The 24,891-nt window shown below is 60.5% G+C and carries 23 protein-coding genes; 5 read left to right on the top strand and 18 right to left on the bottom strand.

Translation table 11 applies throughout. The features are described from left to right. Positions 1-405 (bottom strand): FAD-binding oxidoreductase (locus MOV61_RS04435; protein ID WP_247135702.1); only part of this gene is annotated, 405 nt, incomplete at its 3' end. 236 nt (positions 406-641) lie between these two features. Between MOV61_RS04435 and MOV61_RS04430 the strand changes: the two genes are divergently transcribed. After that, positions 642-1,118, top strand: a complete 477-nt coding sequence (locus tag MOV61_RS04430; protein ID WP_040124996.1) for an Lrp/AsnC family transcriptional regulator — start codon at positions 642-644, stop codon at positions 1,116-1,118. A 58-nt stretch (positions 1,119-1,176) separates the two neighbouring features. Here MOV61_RS04430 and MOV61_RS04425 read toward each other — a convergent pair whose 3' ends face one another. The 7 genes from MOV61_RS04425 to MOV61_RS04395 form a co-directional block, all read right to left on the bottom strand. Continuing rightward, positions 1,177-2,835 carry an ABC transporter ATP-binding protein gene (locus MOV61_RS04425; protein ID WP_247135701.1) on the bottom strand — a complete coding sequence of 553 codons (1,659 nt, stop codon included), beginning with the start codon at positions 2,833-2,835 and terminating at the stop codon, positions 1,177-1,179. Further along, the gene (locus MOV61_RS04420) at positions 2,836-3,678 is read right to left on the bottom strand and encodes an ABC transporter permease (RefSeq protein WP_247135700.1); all 843 of its coding nucleotides are present in this window, start codon (positions 3,676-3,678) and stop codon (positions 2,836-2,838) included. It abuts the gene before it with no gap. 2 nt (positions 3,679-3,680) lie between these two features. Continuing rightward, entirely contained in the window at positions 3,681-4,673 is a 993-nt protein-coding gene (locus MOV61_RS04415; protein ID WP_408962347.1) for an ABC transporter permease, read from the bottom strand. A gap of 81 nt (positions 4,674-4,754) precedes the next feature. After that, positions 4,755-6,365: an ABC transporter substrate-binding protein gene (locus MOV61_RS04410; RefSeq protein ID WP_247135698.1), complete on the bottom strand. Its 1,611-nt coding sequence runs from the start codon at positions 6,363-6,365 to the stop codon at positions 4,755-4,757. Between the two features lie 77 nt (positions 6,366-6,442). Next, positions 6,443-7,165: an HAD-IA family hydrolase gene (locus MOV61_RS04405; protein WP_408962349.1), complete on the bottom strand. Its 723-nt coding sequence runs from the start codon at positions 7,163-7,165 to the stop codon at positions 6,443-6,445. A gap of 229 nt (positions 7,166-7,394) precedes the next feature. Further along, positions 7,395-8,771, bottom strand: a complete 1,377-nt coding sequence (locus MOV61_RS04400; protein WP_247135696.1) for an aspartate aminotransferase family protein — start codon at positions 8,769-8,771, stop codon at positions 7,395-7,397. 13 nt (positions 8,772-8,784) lie between these two features. Beyond that, entirely contained in the window at positions 8,785-9,621 is an 837-nt protein-coding gene (locus MOV61_RS04395) for a GNAT family N-acetyltransferase (RefSeq protein WP_247135695.1), read from the bottom strand. Positions 9,622-9,947: 326 nt separating this feature from the next. Between MOV61_RS04395 and MOV61_RS04390 the strand changes: the two genes are divergently transcribed. Continuing rightward, entirely contained in the window at positions 9,948-10,616 is a 669-nt protein-coding gene (locus MOV61_RS04390) for a haloacid dehalogenase type II (protein WP_040125820.1), read from the top strand. 15 nt (positions 10,617-10,631) lie between these two features. Further along, a complete protein-coding gene (locus MOV61_RS04385; RefSeq protein WP_247135694.1) occupies positions 10,632-11,906 on the top strand; it encodes an FAD-binding oxidoreductase in 1,275 nt (424 codons plus the stop codon). A 92-nt stretch (positions 11,907-11,998) separates the two neighbouring features. Here MOV61_RS04385 and MOV61_RS04380 read toward each other — a convergent pair whose 3' ends face one another. The 6 genes from MOV61_RS04380 to argE form a co-directional block, all read right to left on the bottom strand. After that, on the bottom strand, positions 11,999-13,456 hold the full coding sequence (locus tag MOV61_RS04380; RefSeq protein ID WP_247135693.1) for an NAD-dependent succinate-semialdehyde dehydrogenase: 1,458 nt from the start codon (positions 13,454-13,456) through the stop codon (positions 11,999-12,001). 22 nt (positions 13,457-13,478) lie between these two features. Further along, on the bottom strand, positions 13,479-14,519 hold the full coding sequence (locus tag MOV61_RS04375; RefSeq protein WP_247135692.1) for a tartrate dehydrogenase: 1,041 nt from the start codon (positions 14,517-14,519) through the stop codon (positions 13,479-13,481). Positions 14,520-14,530: 11 nt separating this feature from the next. Next, positions 14,531-15,994 carry an aldehyde dehydrogenase gene (locus MOV61_RS04370; protein WP_247135691.1) on the bottom strand — a complete coding sequence of 488 codons (1,464 nt, stop codon included), beginning with the start codon at positions 15,992-15,994 and terminating at the stop codon, positions 14,531-14,533. A gap of 160 nt (positions 15,995-16,154) precedes the next feature. Then, positions 16,155-16,511, bottom strand: coding sequence for a cupin domain-containing protein (locus MOV61_RS04365; protein WP_247135690.1), 357 nt, complete (start codon positions 16,509-16,511; stop codon positions 16,155-16,157). Positions 16,512-16,535: 24 nt separating this feature from the next. Further along, entirely contained in the window at positions 16,536-17,459 is a 924-nt protein-coding gene (locus MOV61_RS04360; RefSeq protein ID WP_247135689.1) for a glyoxylate/hydroxypyruvate reductase A, read from the bottom strand. A 19-nt stretch (positions 17,460-17,478) separates the two neighbouring features. Further along, positions 17,479-18,612: an acetylornithine deacetylase gene (argE, locus tag MOV61_RS04355; RefSeq protein ID WP_247135688.1), complete on the bottom strand. Its 1,134-nt coding sequence runs from the start codon at positions 18,610-18,612 to the stop codon at positions 17,479-17,481. A gap of 253 nt (positions 18,613-18,865) precedes the next feature. Between argE and MOV61_RS04350 the strand changes: the two genes are divergently transcribed. Beyond that, complete coding sequence (locus tag MOV61_RS04350; protein WP_247135706.1) at positions 18,866-19,765, top strand: GNAT family N-acetyltransferase; 900 nt, start codon at positions 18,866-18,868, stop codon at positions 19,763-19,765. Between the two features lie 131 nt (positions 19,766-19,896). Here MOV61_RS04350 and MOV61_RS04345 read toward each other — a convergent pair whose 3' ends face one another. Continuing rightward, positions 19,897-20,757 (bottom strand): DUF3313 domain-containing protein, encoded by an 861-nt coding sequence (locus MOV61_RS04345; RefSeq protein ID WP_247135687.1) that lies wholly within the window; start codon positions 20,755-20,757, stop codon positions 19,897-19,899. Positions 20,758-20,797: 40 nt separating this feature from the next. After that, positions 20,798-21,958 carry a patatin-like phospholipase family protein gene (locus tag MOV61_RS04340; protein WP_258718779.1) on the bottom strand — a complete coding sequence of 387 codons (1,161 nt, stop codon included), beginning with the start codon at positions 21,956-21,958 and terminating at the stop codon, positions 20,798-20,800. 410 nt (positions 21,959-22,368) lie between these two features. Between MOV61_RS04340 and MOV61_RS04335 the strand changes: the two genes are divergently transcribed. After that, positions 22,369-22,611, top strand: a complete 243-nt coding sequence (locus MOV61_RS04335) for a hypothetical protein (RefSeq protein WP_080719355.1) — start codon at positions 22,369-22,371, stop codon at positions 22,609-22,611. A 110-nt stretch (positions 22,612-22,721) separates the two neighbouring features. On the opposite strand, the gene MOV61_RS04330 is transcribed toward MOV61_RS04335, so the two are convergent. Together MOV61_RS04330 and MOV61_RS04325 are read right to left on the bottom strand one after the other, a co-directional pair. Beyond that, positions 22,722-24,089 (bottom strand): HAMP domain-containing sensor histidine kinase, encoded by a 1,368-nt coding sequence (locus tag MOV61_RS04330; protein ID WP_247135685.1) that lies wholly within the window; start codon positions 24,087-24,089, stop codon positions 22,722-22,724. Positions 24,090-24,127: 38 nt separating this feature from the next. After that, entirely contained in the window at positions 24,128-24,883 is a 756-nt protein-coding gene (locus MOV61_RS04325; RefSeq protein WP_247135684.1) for a response regulator, read from the bottom strand. Positions 24,884-24,891 lie beyond the last annotated feature (8 nt).

Below are 24,891 nucleotides of genomic sequence, written 5' to 3'. Positions count from 1 at the left end.
CCCGGCACCGTCGAGCATGTGGGTGGTGACGCCCACCGTGCGGGCGAAATCCCGCCAGCGCGCCCAGCCTGCCAGTTCTTCCTCGTTGTCGCTGAGATAGAGGAGGCCGCAGCGCCGGAAGCCGGTCTCCTCGCCGGTCTCGGCGGCGAAGCGTTCCCACAGGTCGAGGCTTTTGGTCGCCATCGGAAGTTCGCGCGCATCGCGGTTCTGCTGCCGGCACCAGCCCCAATTGCGGCTCGATTGCTCGGCGCCGATCCGCCCCTTTTCGATGAGCGCCACCTTAAGGCCGCGTCGGGCGAGATAATAAGCCGTGAAGACGCCGACGATACCGGCACCGATCACGACCGCGTCGGCGGAACGCGGCAATCCGGCATCGGTTTCGACGAGCGTGAGCGGTGCTGGCATGATATTCAATCTCCTGGGCGCAGCCGGATCGATGCCTCAGCATAATGGCGCAGTCCGCGCCGAGGTTACCGCACACAGCCTTCGAACAGCACAAGATTCCGCCCTTAACCGATAATGCGATTTATTGTGCTGGCCGTCCCTGCGCAGAATGAAATAGACAAGAGAAGCCATAGTGTTAAAGTCGATCTCGAACTTTCGCGGCATAAAATGCTGCCGGCCTTGGGAGATGTCCACACGTGAAGCTCGATCGTATCGACATCAAGATCCTCTATGAGCTGCAGAAGAACGGCCGCATCACCAATGTCGAGCTTGCCGAACTGGTCAATCTTTCACCGAGCCCTTGCCTGATGCGCGTCAAGAAGCTTCAGCAGGAAGGTTATATCCAGGGCTATTCGGCCCAGATCAATATCGGCAAGCTTGGCCAGACCCTGACGGTCTTCACCGAGGTCACGCTCAAAAACCATCGCCAGATCGACTTCGCGCGGTTTCTCGCAGCCGTGGAGAAAGTCGACCAGGTGATCGAATGCCACCTGGTGTCGGGGGGATACGACTATATGCTCAAGTTCGTCACCGCCGGTATCGGCGAATATCAGACGATCATGGAACGGCTGACCGATATGGATATCGGCATCGACAAATATTTCAGCTTCGTTGTCCTGAAGTCGCCCATCGTCAAAGCGCATATGCCGCTTACCAGCCTGTTTCTGGTATAGCCGTACATGCTCCCAGCCAATAATTATTGTCCGCGGAAATGAGACGGCAATTGCCGCCTCAGCCGTGCACATAGGTTTTAACGAGCTCGGGATCACGCTCCAGGCCATCGAGCCAGCCTGGATCGAGCTTCGGCACGGACGAGAACAGCAGTTTCGAATAGGGGTGCTGCGGGATCTTTGAGATTGCAGGCGTGATTGCCTCGACCTTGCGGCCGTTATACATCACGACGATCTCGTCGCAGATCGCTTCGACAACCGACAGATCGTGGCTGATGAAGATGTAAGAGAGGGAAAGCTCCCGCTGCATTTCCTTCAGGAGATCGATGACAGCCGCAGCAACGACGGTGTCGAGGGCGGAGGTGATCTCGTCGCAGACGATCAGTTTCGGCTCGGCGGCGAGCGCTCGGGCAAAATTGACGCGCTGTTTCTGACCGCCTGAGAGCTCGGCGGGGGTTCGGCTGCGAAGCGTCTTCGGCAGGCGGACCATGTCGAGAAGCGCGTCGATCCGGGCGTCCCGCACCTTTCCCTTCATGCCATGGTAGAATTTCAGCGGCCGCCCGAGAATTTCCTCGACCGTCTTTGCCGGATTGAGCGAGGTGTCCGCATGCTGGAAGACGATCTGCAGCTCGCGCAATTGCTCCCGGCTTCTCTGACCGACGGAGCGGGCAAGTTCGCGCCCGTCGAGGGTCAGTTGGCCGGCTGATGCGGGGAGGATACCGGCAATCGAGCGTGCAAGCGTCGACTTTCCGCAGCCGGATTCACCGATGATGCCGAGATTGCGGCCGCGTTCCAGGGAAAGGCTTGCCTCTTGTACGGCCTTGACGAGCGGCAGACCGTCGGCTTGGAGCGGGCCATACCCGGCGATCAGGCCATTGACCTTCAGGAGCGGCGCGTGTTCCGGCGCTGCAACAATGATACTTTCGCCGCGAGACTTCGGTTCAAAGGCCGACAGCAGCTCGCGCGTATAGGGATGCTTGGCATCGGACAGGATGTCGGCGGTATTGCCGACTTCCTGCACATCGCCGCCACGCAGCACGACGATGCGGTCGGCAATCTGTGCGACGACCGCGAGATCGTGGGATACATAGACGCCGGCGATGCCGCTTTTCTTCATCACCGCCTTGAAGGCGCGCAACACCTCGATCTGGGTGGTCACGTCGAGCGCGGTGGTCGGCTCGTCGAATATGACGAGCTTCGGATCGGCGATAAGCGCCATCGCGGCGGCAAGACGCTGCAACTGGCCACCGGAAACCTGATGCGGATAACGGTTGCCGATTTCCTCGGGATTGGGCAGCGAAAGCGCTCTGAACAGGGAAATCGCCTTCTTTTTGGCCTGCGCTAGCGACATCAGCCGATGAATGCGCGTCACTTCGACGACCTGGTCGATGATGCGCTTCGACGGGTTGAATGCGGCCGCGGCGGACTGCGGCACATAGGAGACCTCGAGGCCACGCACATGTGCGCGTTGCCGCTCGCTCAGCGCCATCATGTCCTTGCCGGCCACCGTGACGCTGCCGCTCGAGATCCGACAGCCGGGGCGGGCATAGCCCATGATCGTCAGCGCGATCGTCGTCTTGCCCGATCCGCTTTCACCGATCAGGGCGACGATTTCGCCGGGCGCGACATCGAGGTCGACGCCTTTGATAATCTCGATGCGGCGGCCCGCATCGGTCGTTGCCTCTACCCTCAGATCGCGGATTTCAACGAGATTTTCCATTCACGCGCTCCGATCGCGAATCTTCTTGGGCAGATTGTCGATCAGCAGGTTGACGCTGATGGTGAGGCTCGCAATCGCCAGCGAGGGAACGATGACGGCCGGCGCCCCGAATGGCAGGCCACCGATATTCTCGTGAACCAGCGCTCCCCAATCCGCATAAGGCGGCTGGACGCCGAGGCCGAGGAAGGAAAGCCCGGAGAGAAGGAGGACGATGAACACGAAGCGGATGCCGAAATCGGCAAGCAGCGGGCCTGCGATGTTCGGCAGGATTTCCGAAAAGACGACATAAGGAATGCCCTCGCCACGGGTCCGGGCAACCGTGATGTAATCCATCGTATTGACGTTTACGGCAAGCGACCGGGCAAACCGATAGGCGCCGGGCGTGTAGATCACGGCGAGCATAATGATCAGCACGGGAAGCGACGACCCGACGGCGGCAGCGACGACCAGACCGGAAAGCTTGCTTGGAATTGAGTTGAGCGCGTCGAGCAACCGGCTCAGCAGCGTATCGAACCAGCCACCAATGACGGCAGCCGCCATGCCGAGCGCGGCACCACTGAAACACGCGAGACAGACGGCGGCAAGCGAGATGCCGACCGTGTAGCGGGCGCCCATGATGATGCGCGAGAACATGTCCCGGCCCAGATAGTCGGAGCCGAGAAGCAGTTTGCTGCTGATCGGGCCGAAATAGTCGTCGTCGATGATCTCGCCGACGGGATACGGAATGATATGGGGCGCGAGAAGGGCGATGACCGCCCAGAAGAGAATGATCGTAAAGCCGATCATCCCAACCCGGCTGAAACGATAACTCACTCTGCGGCCCAGTGTCGTGGACGTGGTCATGGTTAGCGCACCCTCGGATTGGCAAGGATTGCAACAATGTCGGCGAATGTGATGAGTGCGAGGTAGCCGACGCAGAAAATGATGGCGCAGGATTGAATGAGCGGGAGATCCCGGGTGGAAACGCCATCGACCATCAGCTTCGCGACGCCGGGATAGTTGAAGATCGTCTCGACGATGATGACGCCGCCGACCAGGTAGGAGAGCGAAAGCGCAATCGCATTGGCGATCGGGCCGACCGCGTTCGGCAGTGCGTGTAGCAGGACTGCACGCCAGCGTGACGCCCCTTTGAGGATCGCGGCCTCCACATAGGGCGTGTTGATCGTATCGATGACGGCGGCGCGGGTCATGCGGATCATCTGGGCCGAGACGACGAAGGTGAGCGTGATGACCGGCATGGCGTAGATCTTCAGCACCTGCCAGAAGGATGTGACATCGCTGGTGAAAGACAATGCCGGCAGCCATTTGAGATAGACGGAGAACAAGAGCACGGCCGATGTCGCAATCATGAACTCAGGCACCGAGATGATGCCGATCGTCAGGATTGTGACGATACGGTCGTAGACCGAGCCGCGAAACATCGCAGCGGTGATGCCAAGCGTCAGCGACAGGGGAACCGCAAAAAGAGTGACGATGCCGGCAAGACGCATCGTGTTGACGAACCGCGCCCCGATCAGCTGCGCGACCGGTAGATTGTTGACATAGGAGGTCCCCAGATCTCCCTGCAGCAGGCCGATGAGCCATCGCCCGAAACGGAGGAAGGCCGGTTCGTCGAGATGCATTGCGGCCCTGAGACCGGCAACGGCTTCCGGCGTCGCGGCCTGACCGAGCAGGATCGTGGCGGTATCGCCTGGAAGCATTGCCGTTGCGAAAAAGACCGCGAAGGACACGATCAGCAGCGTCAGGGCGGAACTGCCGAGACGGTTCGTGATGAGTCCAAGGACATAGGTGCGCAATAGGGTTTCCTTGCCTGAAAAGTTCGAGATAGCCGGCACCATCCGTGGACGAACCAGGGACAGTACTATCAGGCGCAACCGCGGCGGCAGAAGAAGCTTCCCCCTGCCGCCAAGGGTCAAGCCTCAGGTGTCGAGCCAGACGTATTCGGCAAAGGCGTAACCCATCATGCCGCCGAGCGGGTTGGCTTCAAGCCCCTTCAATTTCCCCGAGATCGCATCCACGTTCGAAATGTAGACCGGGATGACCGTACCGGCTTCCTCGGAAATCATCACCTGCATCTGGCCGTAGATTTCCTTGCGCTTGGCCTCGTCGAGAAGACCGCGCGCTTCGACGAGCATATTATCGAATTTCTCCGACTTGTACTGACTTTCATTCCACGGTGCGTTGGAGGCGTAGAGAAGCGAAAACAGGATGTCCGGGGTCGGCCGCGGATTGATGTTGCCGAAGTGAACCGGTGCCTTCAGCCAATAGTTCGACCAGTAGCCGTCGGACGGAACGCGCTGAACGTCGAACTTCATGCCGATCTCCGAGGCCGACTGCTGGACGATCGTCGCCATTTCCACCGCCGCGGTCGGCGCTTCCGACGTGATCATCGGGATGGACTGGCCAAGCAGGCCGGCCTTCTGGAAATGGAACTTCGCCTTGTCCGGATCGTAGGCTTTCGGTTTCAGTTCCGCATTATGATAGACGCTGGCCGGGGAGACCGGCTGGTCGTTTGCGATTTCGGCGAGGCCGCGCAAAACGGATTTCTGAATCTGCTGCCGGTTGATCAGATATTTCATGCCGGCCGCAAAATCTGCCTTGTCGCCGGGGGCGAGATCGAGGCGGATGTTGAGGTCGGTATAATTGCCCGACGTCGTCTGCGACAGCACGAAGCCGGGCTGGCTTTCCACCAGCTTCATCGAGCGCGGCTTGATCGACGCCGCGAGATGGATGTCTCCCGAAAGCAGAGCATTGACGCGTGCGTTGTCGTCGCTGATGGCGAAGAACTCGAACGAATCGACATGGGCGCCGCCTGTCTTGAAATAGTTGGGGTTCTTGGTGAAGATCGATTTGACGCCCGGCTGGAAGGTTTCCATCTTGAACGCGCCGGTACCAATGCCCTTCGAAAAATCGGTCGTGCCGTCCTGCACGATCATGAAATGGTGCTGCGACAGGATGGTCGGCAGGTCCGCATTCGGGTTGGCCAGGGTAATCTCGACCGTCAGCGGATCGACGTCCTTGACGTCGGTGATCTGCTTGGCGATCGCGTTGACCTTGGAGCCGACGGCAGGATCGAGATGCCGCTTCAGCGAGAAGACGACGTCTTTCGACGACAGCGACTTGCCGTCGTGGAAGGTGACGCCGGAGCGAAGCTTGACGGTCCAGACCTTGGCGTCTCCACTCTTGATGCTTTCGGCGAGTTCCATCTGAACGCTGCCAGCCTTATCAAGGAAGGTCAGGCGATTGTAGATTGCGCAGCAGCGGACATAGTCGGTCGACAACGATGCCTTGGCTGGGTCAAGTGTATCGGCGGTCGACGACGACCAGCCTGCCGCCTTCAAATGCCCGCCTGACTTCGGGGCGGCCGCCACCGCGCTGGAAGCCCGGCCGAGGGTCAAGCCACCTGCGGAAAGTGCGACGCCACCCGCCAACAGCATCGTCAGCAGTTCGCGGCGGCTTGCGCCCCGGCGGATGGCGTTCTCGATCATTGCGTCGTCGGACGTGGTCCAGTTCGTGATCTTGTCGTTCATGTCATTCCCCTTTTCGCTGGTTGGCGGGCAACCCATCTTCCGTGGTTTGGCCCGATGCTTGAAAATCGTGAATTCCGTCAGTTGCCGTGCGCGGTCCTCACGGCTTCGGCCAATCCGGCCATGGACGTGAAATGATAGTCTGGCTCGGTGAACTGCGACGGTTCGATCGTGCCGCCGTAGCCAGGCTGCGCATGTCGACGCTGGATCCAGCAATTCGTCATGCCGAGATCGCGGGAAACGCCAATGTCGTGATACTGGCTCTGGGCGACATGCAGGATGTCGCTCTTGTCGCCCCCATCCTTGGCAACGAAGTCGAACACCTTGTGGAAGAAGGCCGGATCGGGCTTTTCCGTACCGGTGTCGTCGGCGGTGAAGGCGGCATAAAATGGATTGCCGAGCGCCGCTGCGAAATGGTCGAAAGCCCAGCGGCGTGCATTGGTCATGGCGATCAGGCGATAGTGCCTGCCAAGTTCTGCCATCGCCGCGGCACTGTCGGGGAAAGCCTTCCAGATCTTGGCGGAATCCCGCAGGCGAATGCCATAGGCCTCCTCGGCCGGCAGTCCGAGCTTCGGCGCAATCGCAAGATAGACGCGCACCAAATCATCGGGGAAAAGATCGGCATCTCCGGAGTACCGGGCGGCGCGATAGAGAGAAAGCGCCTCTTCGCTGTCGATGGCGACATTGGCTTCGGCGGCGATGCCCTGCAGGCAGGACGTCAGACCGCTCTCGAAATCGATGAGCGTGCCGACCACGTCGAAGGTCATGTACTTGAATTCCGGAAGAGCTTTCGTCAATTCCATATCCCCAGTTGATGCTGCTGGCATAAACGCCACCTGCGAAAGAATATGCTGTTCCCGGCCTAGACGTTCTTCTATCGAAAATGCTGGATTTTCGGGGGCCTGAGGCCCTCATTGACTGCAATAGTGACAGTTCGGTGGAACGGTTTTCGCCGAATCGGCAGGGCAGCTCGGCACAAAATTTCGAAATCGGGCTGCCGACGATATTTCAGCCGGCAGCCCCAAGGCCGGGTCAGCCCTTCACCGCGCGGCGGACATCAGGATCTTCCAGTGTCTGATCCAGTGTCTTTGCAGTGCGTTCAATAATTGCGTCGATATCCGCCTCCGTGCAGCAGAGCGGCGGGGCATATCCGATGACGCCGTTGGCAAAGGCCCGGATCACCAGGCCGTTGTCCCAGGCGCGGTCGAATACCCGGCGGGCCGGCGCGGCTTCGGCCGGAAGCGGCGTTTTGGCTGCCTTATCGGTAACCAGCTCGATGGCCGCCAGCATGCCGCGACCCCGGACATCGCCGACCAGCGGGTGGGACTTGAGGCTTTCGAGACCTGCCATAAGCCGCGCACCGGCTTTGATGCCGTTTTCGAGCAGCCCGCCTTCGTAGAGCCTCAGCACTTCCAGACCCACGGCCGCGCTGACAGGGTGGGCCGAATAGGTGTAACCATGCCCGACCGCCGAGGCACCGGCGCCATCGGCGATCACCTGGTAGACATGATCCGCCATGAGCACGGCGCCCATTGGAACATAACCCGAGGTCAGGCCCTTGGCCGTCGTCATGAAATCGGGGACGATGTCATCCTCGCTGCAGGCAAACAGCGGTCCGGTGCGCCCGAAGCCGGTAATCACCTCGTCGGCGACGAACAGGATGCCGTATTCCTTGCAGAGGTTGCGGATCGCCTTCATCCAGCCCCTGGGCGGGACGATGACGCCGCCGGAGCCCTGGATCGGCTCTGCATAGAAGGCCGCCACGCGATCGGCGCCGACCGCCTCGATCTTCGCTTTCAGCGCAGCAAGCGAGGCTTCGATGATCGATTTCGGATCCTCGCCGACCGGATTGCGATAGGGATAAGGCGACGGGATCTTATGCTGCCAGTCGAAGGGAATGCCGAAGCCGGCATGGAAGTTCGGCAGCGCCGTCAGGCCGGCGCCGACCGTGGAAGAACCGTGATAACCCTGTTCGATCGAGATGAACTGATCGCGCTGTGGCTGCCCCCTCGCAATCCAGTAATAGCGGATGAAGCGGATCGTGCTGTCGATGGCATCCGAGCCGCCCAGCGTGAAGTAGACATGATCGAGATCGCCCGGCGCACGGTCGGCAAGCTCGGCGGCAAGCCGGATGGCCGGCTCGGAACCAAGGCCGAAATAGGCCGTCGCGTAGGGAAGCTCCCGCATCTGACGGGCCGCGGCCTCGACGATCGACTCATGCCCGTAACCGGCATTGACGCACCAGAGGCCGGCAAAGCCGTCTATCAGCTGACGCCCTTGCGCGTCGGTGACGGTCGCGCCCTTGCCCGAGGCGAGCACCCGCACGCCCTGTTTTTCATGGCCGCGATAGGACGCGACAGGATGGACGAGATGGGCGCGATCGAGTTCGATGAGGGAATTGCTGAGCATGGTCGTCTCCGGATCAGCCGAGGGCTTGGTTGGCCAGGGCAAAGGTGGTGAATGTCGAGGTGGCGGGACGGGCCACCACTGGGCGTGCCATTGCGATGCCGCCGCCCGCATGGGCGAGCGAATGCTCGGCCAGCCACGCGGCGAGGCCGGCATCGCCAGTATCGACCCTGAAGAAGGCCCCAGACCTGCGGCTCATGAAATGCCTGACGAGCGCCTTGGCATCCTTGAGATCCGTCGCGACGACAGGCCCGATTACCTCGCCGCGACCGAACGTCCTGATGCAGGCAAACCCCGCGATCTTGCCATTGCGGCGGATCACGGCGAACTCGCCGATTTTGGCAAGTTTTGCGATCAGCGCCGAACGGCTGGCGCCGAAGGCGTTGCGATCGATGGCGGTAATCTCGGAGAGATCGGCAGCCATGGCGGCCTCAGTATCGGGAGGCGCCGGCACTTCGCCGAGGGTGCCCTGATGCTGGAAAACCGCGCCGGTCTTCCGGAAACCCAGCTTTTCATAAAGCGGCAGGCCGTCGGAGGTGGCGATCAGCCGAAGCGGCCGCTCGCCACCAAGTCTGAGGACGGCGTCCATCAGACGGCGTCCGACGCCACGGCCACGCAGCTTGGCGCCGACGATTACCATGTTGATGGTGGCGCAGTCATCGCCGTAGGGGGTCATCAATGCCGTGCCGACCACTTCGCCGGCCTCGTCCAACGCGACCACGCCCTGGCTCAGATGCAGGGCGACCTGCCAGTCCTGCAGGCGGTGCGGCCAGCCGGCTTCGCGCGAAAGGTGGATGGCGCGATCCAGGTGTTCGATGCCGAAAGGTATGGTTTCGATGTCCCCGATTGGCATGGACGATGCTCTCCGTTTTGAGCTTCGAGTTTCGAGGGGAAGGGGCCGGACGATTATCCGAAGGCGGGGCCGGCGGCGGTATCTTTCGCCAAACCGGCGGCTCGGGGCCGCATCTTATGCCGCGCGTCCGTAAGCATGGTCGAAAAAAGCCTGGTCGTCGGCCGCCACGCCGGCCACGATCTGCAACCAAATGCCAAACCGGCGCCACGATACGAAACTTTCTGCTTCGGATTGGGGGAAATCAGTCGGCTCGGCTGCCCGAAGCGGCTTTATGATCATGTCGTCAACCGAAAGGCTCGATGGGCCATCACGCAAGGACCAAGCGCATGACGACGTTCCGCCCGAAATACATCACCTTCGACTGCTACGGCACGCTGACCAACTTCCAAATGGCCGAAGCTGCGCGTGACCTCTATGGTGATCGTCTCGACGAGCCGCGCATGGTGAAGTTCATCAAGAATTTCGCAGCCTATCGGTTGGACGAGATCCTGGGCGACTGGAAACCCTATGCGGACGTCGTCCACAACGCGCTGGAGCGCAGCTGCAAGGCGAACGGCGTCGCTTTCAAGGATGAAGACGCCAGGATGGTCTATGAGCGCGTGCCGACATGGGGTCCCCATGCGGATGTTCCTGCCGGTCTTGCCAAGGTCGCCAGAGAAATCCCGCTCGTCATCCTCTCGAACGCGATGAACGACCAGATCCACTCAAACGTCGCAAAGCTCGGCGCGCCGTTCCACGCCGTCTATACGGCGGAACAGGCAAACGCCTACAAGCCGCGCTTTCAAGCCTTCGAGTACATGTTCGATATGCTCGGCTGCGGCCCGGAAGACATTCTTCACTGCTCCTCGTCCTTCCGTTACGACCTGATGTCGGCACATGACCTCGGCATCAAGAACAAGGTCTGGGTCAACCGTGGTCACGAGCCGGCCAACCCCTTCTATGGCTATGTGGAAATCTCCGACATTTCCGGCCTGCCGGGCGTGGTCGGTCTCTAAGGAAGGCCGAAGCCGATGAAATATGTCTCCTACTGGCATGATACGGCGCCCCATTTTACGGGCGCCGTGGAAGGGCCGATCGAAGGTCACTACGACGTTGCCGTGGTCGGCGGCGGCTTTACCGGGCTCGGCGCGGCGCGGCAGCTCGCCATGGCCGGCGCGAAGGTTATCGTGCTGGAGGCGGAGACGGTCGGCTTCGGAGCGTCTGGCCGTAACGGCGGCCACCTGAACAACGGCCTTGCCCACAGCTATCTCTCGGCCAAGCAGGAGCTCGGCAAGGAGCGGGCGATCGCGCTTTACAAGGCGCTCGACGCCTCGATCGACACGCTGGAAGCAATCATCGCCGAGGAAGGCATCGACTGTAACTTCCGCCGCGCCGGCAAACTGAAGCTTGCTTCCAAGCCGAAGCATTTCGAAGGGCTCGCCAGGAATTTCGAGGCGGTTCATGCGGAGGTCGATCCGGATACGGCACTGCTGTTGCCCCAAGACCTCGCCCAAGAGATCGGTTCACCTTTCCACGGCGCCATGCTGTCGAAGAAGAGCGCCATGATGCATATGGGACGCTACGTCGTCGGCCTCGCCGAAGCGGCAAAAAGGCGCGGTACCATCATCGTCGAGAAGGCGATGGTCACCGATGTTTCGAAATCGGGCGGCCGACATGTGCTGAAGACGGCCAAAGGCTCGGTCACGGCCGACAATGTCCTGATGGCAAGCGGCGCCTACACGACGCCGAATTTCGGTTATTTCCGCCGGCGGATCATGGCCGTCGGCAGCTTCATCATCGCCACACGGCCGCTGACGGAGCAGGAAGTCGCCTCGACGATGCCGGGCAACCGCACCTGCGTCAACAGCATGAATATCGGCAACTACTGGCGCCTGTCGCCGGACAACCGGCTGATCTTCGGCGGTCGTGCTCGATTTTCGGCGACCTCCGACCAGCGTTCCGATGCCAGGAGCGGCGCAATTCTTCGCGATAGCCTGACCCGTATCTTTCCGAAGCTTTCCCATGTCGAGATCGACTATTGCTGGGGCGGTCTGGTGGACATCACCAAGGATCGTTACCCGCGGGCGGGCTTCCATGACGGGGTGTGGTACGCGATGGGTTATTCCGGCCACGGTGCGCAGCTGGCAACCCATCTCGGCATGACGGTCGCCGATGCAATCCTCGGCCGGCCTGACAGAAACCCCGTCAAGGGGCTCGACTGGCCGGCAGTTCCGGGTCATTTCGGCAAGCCGTGGTTCCTGCCGCTGGTCGGGCTTTATTACAAGATGCTCGACAAGGTTCAGTAACGGAACTCTTGCCATCGCCGAGAACAAAAAAGGTGGGGTTGCGATTGCAACCCCACCTTTTTTGGATAAGCGTTCCGGGCGCGGAAACGGGCTCAGTTGAGCCCGCCGATATGGAAGGCCTTCACTTCCAGATATTCCTCGATCCCGAGCTGCGAACCCTCGCGCCCCAGGCCCGACTGCTTGACGCCGCCGAACGGGGCGACCTCGGTCGAAATCAGGCCGGTATTCAGCCCGACCATCCCGAATTCCAGCGCCTCGCCGACCCGCCAAGCCCGCTTGAGGCTTTCCGTATAGAAATAGGCGGCGAGCCCGAAGGGCGTGCCGTTGGCAATGGCGATCGCTTCTTCCTCGGTCTCGAAACGGAAGAGCGGCGCGACCGGGCCAAACGTCTCTTCGCTGGCAAGCTGCATGTCGGTGGTGGCTCCGGTCAGCACGATCGGGGCCGTGTATTGGCCACCCGCCGGCAGATCGGCCTTGGCCGTGACGATCGTCGCGCCTTTGGCGAGCGCATCCTCGACATGGCGGTTGATCTTGGCGATTGCGGCATCGTTGATCATCGGGCCGATCGAAACGCCCGGCTCGGTTCCGGGGCCGACCTTCATGGCATTCACCCGGGCGGTGAGCTTCTCGGCGAAGCGATCGTAGATGCCCGCCTGCACGAGAATGCGGTTGGCGCACACGCAGGTCTGGCCGCCATTGCGGAATTTCGAAATGATTGCCCCTTCGATGGCAAGGTCGATATCCGCATCGTCGAAGACGATGAAGGGAGCGTTGCCGCCCAGTTCCAGCGACAGCCGCTTGATACTGTCGGCCGCGCCGCGCATCAGCAGCGAACCGACCGGCGTGGAGCCGGTAAACGAGATTTTCCGCACGGTCGTGTTGGCCATGATCTCGTTGCCGATTTCCTTCGGCATGCCGGTGACGATGTTGACGACACCTACCGGAATGCCGGCCATTTCCGCGAGAACGCCGAGCGCAAGCGCTGAGTAAGGGGTGAATTCCGAAGGTTTCACCACGACGGTACAACCGGCGGCGAGCGCCGGCGCGATCTTGCGGGTGATCATAGCGTTCGGAAAATTCCAGGGCGTGATGATGCCGCAGACGCCGACCGGCTCCTTCAGGACGATGATGCGGCGATCGGGCGTCGGCGAGGGAATGGTCTGGCCGCCGATGCGGCGCGCCTCTTCCGCAAACCACTTGACGAAGGAGGCGCCGTAACGGATTTCGCCACGCGCCTCGTCGAGCGGTTTGCCCTGTTCGGTGGTCAGCATCAGCGCCAGATCTTCGAGATGTTCGATCATCAGGCTGTACCAGGTTTCAAGCAAGGCGGCGCGCTCTGCATGGGTACGCTTCTTCCAGGCCGGATAGGCCTTCTCGGCAGCCTCGATCGCCGCACGTGTCTCGTCGCCGCCCATGTCGGGAACGGTGCCGATCACCTCCTGGCTCGCCGGATCGAAAACATCAACGGTCTTGCCGGAGCGGGCGCCAACCCAGGTGCCGCCGATCAGACCTTCTTGCCGAAACAGGGAGGGGAGCTTCAAATTTCGCATATGTCCGTCCTCAAATACGATGTTAGAGCGCGGTGAGCAGCGCCGCAGTGATGATGTCCGTCCGGTCCTTGCCAGGAACCGTGCCGATGCCGTTTTCCGTGACCGCTTCGATCGCCGTCATGACGGCGGTCGCCGCATCCTTTTCGCCCAGATGATCGAGCATCATTGCGCCGGACCAGACCGTGGCGATCGGGTTGGCGATCCCGAGATGGGCGATGTCGGGCGCCGAGCCATGCACCGGTTCGAACATCGAAGGCGCATTGCGCTCGGGGTTGATATTGGCCGAGGCGGCAAAACCGAGGCCGCCCTGAATGGCAGCACCGAGATCGGTCAGGATATCGCCGAACAGGTTGGAAGCGACCACGACGTCGAGCGTTTCCGGGGCCATCACCATGCGCGCCGCCATGGCGTCGATGTGATAGCTGGTGACCTCGACGTCAGGATATTCCGCTGAAAGCTGCCGGGTGACGTCGTCCCAGAACACCATCGAATATTTCTGGGCGTTCGACTTGGTCACCGAGGCCAGCTTGCCGCGCCGCGATCGGGCCTGTTCGAAGGCAAAACGCAGGATGCGCTCAACGCCCTTGCGGGTAAAGATCGACGTCTCGACGGCAACTTCATCCGCCGTGCCCTGATGGATACGGCCGCCTGCGCCGGAATATTCGCCCTCGGTGTTCTCGCGGATGCAGAGAATGTCGAAGGCGGTCGTTTTCAGCGGTCCTTCGACACCGGCCAACAGGCGGTGAGGGCGGATGTTGGCATATTGCACGAAACTCTTGCGGATCGGCAACAGCAGGCCATGCAGCGACACCGAATCCGGCACTTCTGCCGGCCAGCCGACGGCGCCAAGCAGGATCGCATCGAAGCTGCGCAACGTTTCGATCCCGTCTGCCGGCATCATTGCGCCGGTTTGCTTGTAGAAGGCGCAGGACCAGGGAAATTCCGTGCCCTCAAGCGCAAAGCCGCGCCCGTTGGCAGCCTTCTGCAGCACCGACCATGCGGCCGCTGTCATGTCGCGGCCGATGCCGTCGCCGGGGATCAAGGCAATCCTGTATGATTTCATGTTTTTCGTCCTCAAAGACCGATCAAGACGCTCTTGCTCTTGCGGTTGGCGTGGAAAGCTTCCCGGCCGAGATCCTTGCCGATGCCGGACTGCTTGTAACCGCCGGTCGGCAGGATATGGTCGCGCGAGCGGCCGTAGCGGTTGACCCAGATGGTACCGGCCTGCAGCCGGCGGGTAAGGCGGATCGCCCGCGAAAGGTCACTGGTAAACAGGCCGGCGGCAAGCCCGTAGCTTGGATGATCGGCGAGCATCATGGCTTCTTCCTCATCCTCGAACGTCTGCAGCGTCAGAACAGGCCCGAAGATCTCCTCGATCACTGCCGGCGACGTCTGGTCGACGCCGGTGAGCAGGGTCGGGGAATAGAAATATCCGGGAGCGTCCATGGGGCGGCCACCCGTCAGGCATTGCGCCCCGGCTGCGACGGAGGCTGCGACAATGTCGCCGATGCGCTGGCGCTGCCTGTCGGAAATGATCGGCGAATACTGGCTTGCCGCATCCCAGGTCGGGCCGGGCACGATCCCTTTCATTTTCTTCAAGATTGCCTCGATCAGCCGCGCGGCGACGCTTTTTTCGACGATCAGGCGTGATCCGGCGACACATGCCTGGCCGGCATTGCTGGTGATGCTGGTGGTAACCGCCGCCGCGGCACGGTCGATATCGGCATCCGCGAAAACCAGCTGCGGGCTCTTGCCGCCGAGTTCCAGCGTCATCGGCTTGATGCCGGTGCGGGCGATGTTTTCCATGATCGCCGAGCCGGCGCGGGTGGAGCCTGTAAAGCTTATCTTGGCGATATCGGGATGGCCGGTGATGGCGTTGCCGGTAGTCATGCCGTCGCCGAGCACGATGTTGATCAACCCGGCCGGTATGCCGGCACGCACGGCGAGTTCCGCCAGGCGGATAGTCGAGAACGGCGTCATCTCGGACGGCTTCAGCACGACGGCATTGCCGGCGGCAAGCGCCGGACCGAGTTTCCATGCGGCCATGTTGATCGGGAAGTTCCAGGGCGTGATGGCGCCGACAACGCCATAGGGTTCGGTCATGATCATGCCGAGATTGCCATCGTCGGTCGGCACCAGGTCGCCGCCTTCCTTGTCGGCGAATTCGGCGAAGAAGCGGATCTGTTCGGCCGAGACGGCGATGTCACCCTCGACCAAGTGGCCGACCGGGCGGGTGGAGGAGACGGCTTCCAGCCTTGCAAGCGCCACGGCGTCCTGTTCGATGAGATCAGCCCAGCGATGCAGCACCTTCACACGCTCGCGCGGGCGAATGCCGCCCCAATTGCTTTGCTTCAGCGCCGCCTTCGCCGTCTGCACCGCCTGGTCGACGAGATCCGCATCGGCGACGGGGCAGTCGGCATAAGCCTTGCCGTCGGACGGTCGGTGCATTGCAATGACGCCTTCGGCCGCCACGAGGCGATCGCCGATGAAATGTCCCATCGGCGGGGCCAGGCTGTCGGGATCGAAACTCAGGCTCATCGGCTTATCTCCGGTCACTGGACGACATATTACCGGATCGGTGGAACGGCTTGATCCGGTAGAGCGAAGGGCCGCAGCGGAAAAATCCGTTTTGGCGGTCAATCACGGCGCATTCTGCGGAGCGACCCGAAAGCGGTTGCCGTGCCGCGGCCGCACCTTATCAAGGGGTGACGGTGACGTAGATCTTGCGAACGGTCTCGATGGTCTTCCAGATGCCGACGAAGCCCGGCTTCATGATGAAACTGTCGCCTGCCTTGTAGACAATGGGTTGGCCGCCTTCGGGGGTGAGTTCGATGACGCCTGACAGGATGTGGCAGAATTCGAAGGTCTTGCCCTTGATCGAATGTGTGACGCCGGGCGTCGCTTCCCAGACGCCGGTATGTACCAGTTCGCCATGGGCCTCGTCCTGCGCCCAGGTCTTGAACTGCGGATCGCCGGAGATCAACCGGTCCGGCGCGGGAACGTTTTCGCGCGGTGCAAAGGACGGGTGAGGCTCGATGGTCTTGAGAAGCGACATGGTATTCCTTTCGAGGTTGAAGGTTCAGTAACCGCGTTGCCGATCGATCAAGCCGACCGGGTCGAGCCCGGCGCGAAGCCGCTTGATATTGGCGATGACGGCGCGCGCGGCGGTATTGGGCTGGGTGATGCTGGCAATATGCGGGGTCAGCAGGATGCGTGGGTGATGCCAGACGGGATGGCCAGGCGGCAGAGGTTCCGGGTCGGTGACGTCGACTACGGCGCCGGATAGGTGCCCGCTGTCGAGTGCCGCGAGAAGCGCGTCCTGGTCGAGCTGGGGACCACGTCCGACATGAACCAGTCCGGCGCCCGCCGGCAACCTGGCGAAAAGTTCCGCATCGAGAAAACCGCGGGTCTCGTCGGTGAGCGGCAGGAGGCAGATCAGCACATCGGTCTCGGCAACCATGGTCTTCAGACCATCCTCCCCGGAGAAACACCTGACACCTTCAATCTCTCGCGCGGACCGGCTCCAGCCGGACAAGGGAAAGCCGAAGGGTTTTAGCCGCTCAAGCACGGCCTGGCCGAGATTGCCAAGCCCCAGGACGCCGATACGGCGCTCTCCGGCCTGAGCCTGCGGCAGGACCTTCCAGACCTCCGCCTGCTGCTGTGCCAGATAGGCTGGCAGGTTGCGGTGGAGCGACAGAACGCCGAGGAGCACATATTCCTGCATCATCCGCACGATGCCTTCTTCGACCATGCGCACGATCTTCACGTGGTCGGGCACGCTCGCGGTTCGGAACTGGTCGATACCGGCGCCGGTCGAAAACAGCACTTCGAGATTGCGGTAACGCGCCAGGTTTTCCGGCACTGTCCAGGTCATGAGATAGCGCACCCGTTCGGGATCCACCGTCGCCGGATCCATGGAGAATGGCAGGTCCGGGATTTCCCGAGCAAAGGCATCCTGGAAAATCCGGCCGCGGGCCGCATCGGAATTGAAGAGGAATGTCATGGTCCGGATACGTTCCTGCTCATTGGAGTTCTGCGCGGCAATGCCGGCCAAGCGCTTCAATCATGGCCTGGCAGTCGTCGAGTTCGCTCGCCAGAATGAATTCATTGGGTTTATGGGCGCGGGCAATGTCGCCGGGCCCGCAGATGATCGCATCTACGCCGGCGCGCTGGTAGAGACCTGCCTCCGTGCCGTAGCTGACAGCCGCCAGCGGCTCGATCCCCGTCAGATCTTGCAGAAGACCGGCGAGGGGAGAGGTTGGCGCCAGGAGCAGCGCCGGATAGGCGCTGAGAACCTGCCAATCGACGTCAAAGCCTTTGGTCGCCAGGGCTTCGGCAACCGCGCGCACCGGGGCGAGCAGCGCTTCGGGATCTACCGAAGAGATGGCGCGTGCTTCCAGTTCAAGGCTGCAGATTTCGGGAATGATATTGACCGCCTGACCGCCGCTGATCGTGCCGATCGACAGAGAGGAATAGGGCGGCTCGAATTCGACCTCGAACGGTCCCCGGGAAAGATCGACGGCCGCGGCAACCGCAGCCTGCTGCACGTCCGTCATGGCATGGATCGCGTTGAGGCCGAGATCCGGCCGGGATGAGTGGCCTGAACGGCCCTTGAGCGTCACCCGAGCTGCCGCCTTTCCCTTGTGGGCCAGAATGGCGCGCATCCCGCTGGGCTCGCCGATGATCGCACCCAGCGGCGGGGCACACAGGTCCCGCATCCGCGCGAGAAGATGCGGCACCCCCCGGCAACCGGCTTCCTCGTCGTAGGAAAAGGCAAGGTGGATCGGGCGGGAAAGCGGACTTGCGAGAAGCGCGGGCACGGCTGCCAGAGCGGCCGACAAAAAACTCTTCATATCGCTTGTTCCGCGTCCGTAGAGCCGGCCTTTCTCGTTCCTCAACGAAAAGGGATCGCTGCCCCAGCCGGCCTCGGTGGCCGGGACCACGTCCATATGGCCGGACAGGATGTAGCCCGGGTGGTCGGCAGGACCGATCGTGGCAAAAAGATTGGCCCGGTCACCTTCAGGCCCCGGCAGGATATGCGCGGCGATCCCGAAGGATTTGAGATAGTCCGCAATCCATTCGACGATATTGCCGTTGGGCGTGCCGACGACCGAGGGAAAGCCGACCAGCTTCTCCAGGATGTCCAAAGCGCGCATCGACTGTTCCCGCCTCTCAAAGCCATGACCTCTTGGCCGCCACACCTTGCTTTTGCAGAGCATGCGAACCAATCCTGGCAGGCAAGGTTAGAGGCAGAAGAAACCAATGGCTGCCGAAAGTGGACGCGATACGGTCAAATCTTGTGTTCGGTTTCGCTTCAGCAGTGAAATGTTTCGCGGGATCTCGACTAACGTGACTGCGGGGATATCCGAGCGGTTCGCCCAAGGAGATATACGTCTCGGCTGGATAATGATGGATAGTGAATTACCAGGAACTTTGAATGTCGATAATTTCGAGATGCGCTTTGCGGATATCTCGAGTGTCGAAATCTCCAAGCTGCAGGCTTTGTCGATCTCGGTGGGCTGGCCCCACCGGGCAGCCGACTGGCAGCATCTGCTCGACATCGGGAAAGGGTATGTCGCGCTTGACGAGATCGGCCGCGTAGGAGCCTCGGGCATGTGGTTTCCTCATGGCGAGGGTTTTGCCACGTTCGGGATGCTGATTACCTCGCCGAGGCTGCAGACCAACGGGGCGGCCAGGTGGCTGATGAAACGGATCATGGCAGACTGTGGCCGCAACCGTATTCGTCTTAACTCGACGCGGGAAGCTCGGCGGCTTTATGCTTCGCTGGGGTTCAAGCCAAAGCAGACGGTTTATCAGTGCCAGGGTACGGTGATCGCGCCGATACCGCCTCAGCCGCTGGAGGAAGGACTCGTTTTGAGACGGCTGGACCGCGGCGATCTGGAGGCGGTCATCACCTTCGATACTCCGGCCTTCGGGACTGAACGCCGCCTGCATCTCCAGCGATTGTTCGAGAGTTCGATCTGCTACGGTCTATACCAAGGCGCGCGGCTGCGTGCCTTTTCGATGCGTCGGCGCTTCGGACGAGGACATGTTGTCGGGCCGGTGGTCGCCGGCAACGACGAGGACGCCATCACCGTCACCTACCCGCATATCGCCGCCCATGCCGACGGGTTCCTGCGCCTCGATACGCATATCGACACTGGCCCGTTTGCAGCACTCGTCCAGCAGTGCGGGCTCGGTATCTACGCTACCCTCACGACGATGGTGACTGAAGGGACAGCCGGCTATGGTACCGGACAAAATGACAGCCCGAAAGTCTATGCCCTGGCCTCGCATTCGCTCGGGTGAGACTTCTTCTGATATCAGGTATCAAGTTGTGCGCTGCCAACACTATGTCGGATAGGCGGCCTGCCTCGCCGCAGCCGTTCCGCTGGGCCAGCGCTGCCGCACGACCCTGACGACTCTTCGTCGGTTCTCTGCTATCGGGTCTGTGTCGGAGGTTGTTTGTCGGTCCAGGATGGCGGCATCCCGACCTGAGAAGCCGCAAAGTCCACCAGACCGGGCGATCGGCCAAATTTTTCACACGCAGGATATTTCGGCTTTCCACCAAGTCCGGACTTGATTCTCTGCCCAGACGGGATCTTTGGGAGGCCCTTGAAGGGCGTCTTGCCGGTGACGAGCATCTTGGAAAAATCACTGCCGAAGCTCGCCGCGAGCGAATAGGCGTCCCCGATCTGCGACACGCGCGCACTGGTAGTCACGAAGTTTGCTCCCTTTGCCCATACCATCGCACCCACCTGCCTGCCGTCCCGTGTGGTTGCCTCGGCCTCTACGGAAAGGCCTCCAAGCCCCAAGGGCAGCCTCGGGACGGGCACCGGAACGACGAAGTTGGCTCCAAGCGACGTTGCCGTCGACAGGGCGGCCACCGTGGCATTGGTCGGCACGATGCGGGTGATGGTTGCGTGAACGACGAGGTCAGCATCCTCTTTTCGCTCCACGACGACGAAACGATCGCTGACGCCAACACAGAGGGCGCGGCTGATCACATTCGCGACCAGGGCCTGATCGGAAGACTTCCTGACGGATAGTTCAGCGCTGCCTGAAACCTTCGTTGGCTCGATATAAACCGTTCTGTTGGACGCGAGATCAGTTGAAGCGACCCGATAATTCGCTTTGGTCATTCGCCCGTTGTTCGATGTCAAACTGTCGTAGGAGGCGAGCGAATTTGCCCGCTCGAGCGGCACGGCGGCGCACCCCCCAAGCGACAAAGCAAGGAAAGCGGGCGCAATCAGTCGATGACACGGCTTGATGCCTGCCAAGCCAAGGCGGGGATGTAACATTTGTTCTCCTGATGGGTGAGGAAACGGCCTGCACATACGGCTACCGCCACCGTGTTGTCTGTGTGGCTGTGAGCGTGTCGGCGAACGAAGGCCTATCTTTCCACAGGCTGCCGTTCTCCATTTCTGCATATCCAAGGTTGTAGACCGCGCGCATATAGTTGGTGTTGAATGGATCGGTCATGTTGTAGGCAACCTGCGTATCGATCGAGGCCACACGGAACCGAATGCCGTTCTTTTGGGCGTAGACGTAAGTGGCCACCAGCGCGCTACGTGTCTGTGCCTTGATGAGGGAGGAATTCGCTCGAGCCATGACTGTAAACGTGTTGTTCGTGGTGGTTGAAAATTCAGGCATCAGCGCGTTGTTGATGATAATGTACATGTTTAGCTTCACGCCCTTGGGCCACGCGACCTTGTCCGAATTGGCCATCCATCCCTCCGGAATCGTCAGGATTTGGGAGGCGGAGCCTCCGTCGGAGTGCATTTCCTCGAACGATTGGTCGCCTGAATTTGCTTTGATGAGCACCGCTGGATAAAGGCCGGGGATGCTTGCCGATGCGATGACGATATCGCGGAAAAGTTGTAGCGCGTCGGGCCGAGCGCTGTCGGCGATGGCGCCCATGTTCCAGACCACCGCTCTTTGGGAATCGAGGTTCGAGGTCAAAACAAGCAGGCGGCGTCCCTTGCGATGCTCCGCGGCGATTTTAGCCAATACATCCTGCGTCAGGTATCGTTCGACCATCGTTCTAAGCGGCTTCTGCTTCAGGAGGCTTGCGCCGAGAAGTCCCTGTGGCAGGAAATCGGCATCGACCAATTTCTTGGCGACGCCGCTCGTATATAAGTCGACGAGGATGTTGTCGTAGGCGGAACCGAGGAAGGCGTAGGGCGCGATCAGTGCGCCCGTGCTGACGCCGCTGACAATGTCGAATTCGGGTCGCTGTCCCCTATCCGACCAGGCCTTCAGCGCCCCGACGCTGAACGCGCCTCCGGCGCCTCCGCCCGACAACACAAGGTAGTTGACCTCCTTGTGTCTCGGAGCCGGGAACCAGGCGCGTGTTTCAGGCAGGTTCCGGCTTGTATCCGCATAAATGCGGATATCGCCAAACCCGTGGATCCCGGCGGTCGCGGCAGCCTTCGGCCCATAGGGAATGCGGTCCGGCGCCATGCAGCCGGCAAGAAAAGCCAGCATGAAGATGGCTATCATTCGATGCACGGTTATAGCCTTATACCGGGCGACTGTTTGGAGACGCTGAAATCTCTATCGACCATACCGCAGACATCATCCGCGGATGCGGCTTGCGGACGCCGTGATGTTCCGATCGTCCAATGCAGTGACCTCACCAGATAATCTCTGAATTTCACTATAATCTTCCTTCGCACTCGTATCTGGCTGTATTAATTCAGAATTTGTCGTTGCCTTTGGTTTTGTAATGTTAAGAGTTGTTGGCCGCGGCGATCGGGTATCCGCCATCGGGTCGCCAGCAAGTTCATGGCGTGGCGGAGACCGGTATCCCGCAACAAAACTTCATCGATCGCCTTGGTTTCGTCCCTGTTTTGACATCGCCAGGTTGCTTGCCGCGGTTATCGATCGCGACAGCAAAACGGGAGGTCGCTATGACCCACGATGAGATGACGATTGCCGAGGTTCTGAAGGATCCTCTGATCCGGCAAATGATGCGGGCAGACCGGGTGTCTTTGAGAGAGATGAAGAAACTGCTTCGGGAAGCGGAAGGCGGGCAGAGGCTTCTGAAGAAAATCCGCCCCTTATCCGAGGCCGCCGGATCGGCGTGCGCGACTCCATCTGGCCGGCAATCCTTGCCGATGTTGCCGTCAATATCGTCAGCGGCCACAGGCTGATCGGAAACGTACCGAATTGGATCTTCGAGTGGTCTTTGTGATGATCAATTGCGACGGCGAGGGCACCCACGGCATGACCATCATGAAGGGTTTTGCCAACATGTGGTCGATTACCTCTGCTTGACGGGGACCTCGTGAGCCAGCGTCTGCTCTCTTGCAACTGGGCCCAGACTCCTCTGATGCGAAACAGCCTGCATCGGCGGCAATTGTATCGTCACTCGCAGACCATGCGGCACTATGTTTTCAAGTAGCAGCGAGCCTCCGTGGCCCTTAACGATTTCATCCGCAATCGAAAGCCCCAGCCCAAAACCGCTGTTGGAATTGAGCGACCGGGCCTCGTCAACCTTGAAGAAGGGCTCCAGAACCTTGTCCTCGAGCCCTTCTTCAAGGCCTGGGCCGTTGTCGTTCACAATTATGACCGCTCCACCCTGCGGGCTATTGCGCAACTCGACAGCTACCTTCGTGCCGAACCTTACCGCGTTCTCCACGATGTTGGTGATCGCGCGTATGAGAGCCTTTTGTTGACAGACGTATCCAAACCGCTCAGGTCCGCAGTAAATTACGTCATGCCCGAGGTCACAAAATTCCGAGGCGATCGTCCGCAGAAGGCTGGAAATATCAACCTTTCGAGGCGGTTCGGCTGTAACGGTGCTGCTTAAATACTGAAGGCTTTCCTCAATCATGGTGGTAAGGTTGTCAATATCCGCCAGCATCGCTTCCCTGGACGCGGGGTCCTTCGAACGCTCCACGCGCATTCGCAGTCGTGTCAGAGGCGTCCTTAGATCGTGGCTCACCGCCGTCAGCATCCGCGTGCGATCATCGACCATTTTACGGATACGGTGACGCATGTTGTTGAGAGCGGTCGCAAGCGTGCGAAGTTCCCTGGCGCCTTCGGCGGTGAATTGCTCTCCTTCGTTACCGTCGAGGCGCAGTCTCTTTGCCGCGTCGGCAAAGCGGACGAGAGGCGACGTGATCATGCGGCTTATATAGAGCACGAGGAGGAGCATCGGCAGCATCAGGATGCTGGCCTTGGCGATGAACTCGACGACTGCGCTGAAAGACGAGGGGGAAACATCGGCACCGGTAAACCCGATAACGAGAGCACGTTGCGCGTCAAGGCGTACCGCAATCGTGCTGTGTCCCTCGCCGTCCGACGTGTTCTCAAGAACCACCGCCTCAAAATCGGCAGGCAATACGTCCTGAAGCGCGTCCGAGCTGAGGTGATCATCCGTTTGGCGGGCCAATTCGCCACGGACGTCGCTCCATGGCAGAACCTTCAATTCGAGACTGCTTGAGGCGCTTGCCCTCACCAGATGCTCGATTTCGTCGTCATTTCTGGCGCTTCTGACCTGATACACAAGCAGCTCGATTTGAGCGCCTTTGCCCATAAGCATTTTTTCATTCTGGAAAATGAATGGCTCAGGGAGAACAGCGATAAGACAAATAACGAGCAGCGGAACAATAGATGCGAACACCATGAATTGGGTTCGTATGGATGCCCTGCGCAAGCGGCCAATCATAGTGCTATCGCAACCTCCGGAGTGAAAACATATCCGCCCAGGCGCACCGTTTTAATGAATGTCGGCTCCTTGTAATTCGGTTCGATTTTCTGCCGGACACGACTGACATGGACATCAATGCTGCGTTCGACAGGTCCTGCAGAGCCTGCATGGGTACGGGCCAGTATTTCCTGGCGGTTCATGACCTGCCGGGGGTGCTGGCAAAACACCAGCAGCACATCAAATTCCGCCGTCGTGAGCGACACATGGAAACCGTCGCGGTCGGTCAATTCTCGCGTGACCGGATCAATCCGCCAACCCGCAAACGTCATAGGGGCCTGCTGTGGCTTGACCTGCGCTGAATACGACGACCGCCGCAGAAGCGCCTTTATCCTCGCCAGAAGTTCCCTGGATTTAAACGGTTTGGTGACGTAGTCATCGGCGCCCAGCTCCAGTCCGACAACCCTGTCTATTTCTTTCGTTCGCGCTGTCAGCATGAGGATGGGTATCGTATCGGACGACCTGATTCTTCTGCATATACTAAAACCGTCCTCGCCCGGCAGCATTCCATCCAGCACTATAAGGTCGAATTCCTTCTTCTTCAGGACACCGTCCATTTCAACCGCAGACCCGACCGCCTCTGCGGCATAACCCGCCTCCTTGATCAGATCGATCAGCATGCTGGCGATATCCCGATCATCCTCGACGACCAGGATTCGGGCTGACCCTTGTACAAGAACATTGGATGCGACGTTATTCATAGGCTTGGTCATTGGTAGCG

The organism is Neorhizobium sp. BETTINA12A, from assembly GCF_023006485.1.
In the GTDB taxonomy this organism is placed as follows: domain Bacteria; phylum Pseudomonadota; class Alphaproteobacteria; order Rhizobiales; family Rhizobiaceae; genus Neorhizobium.
This window is presented reverse-complemented; position numbering and strand designations above follow the sequence as displayed.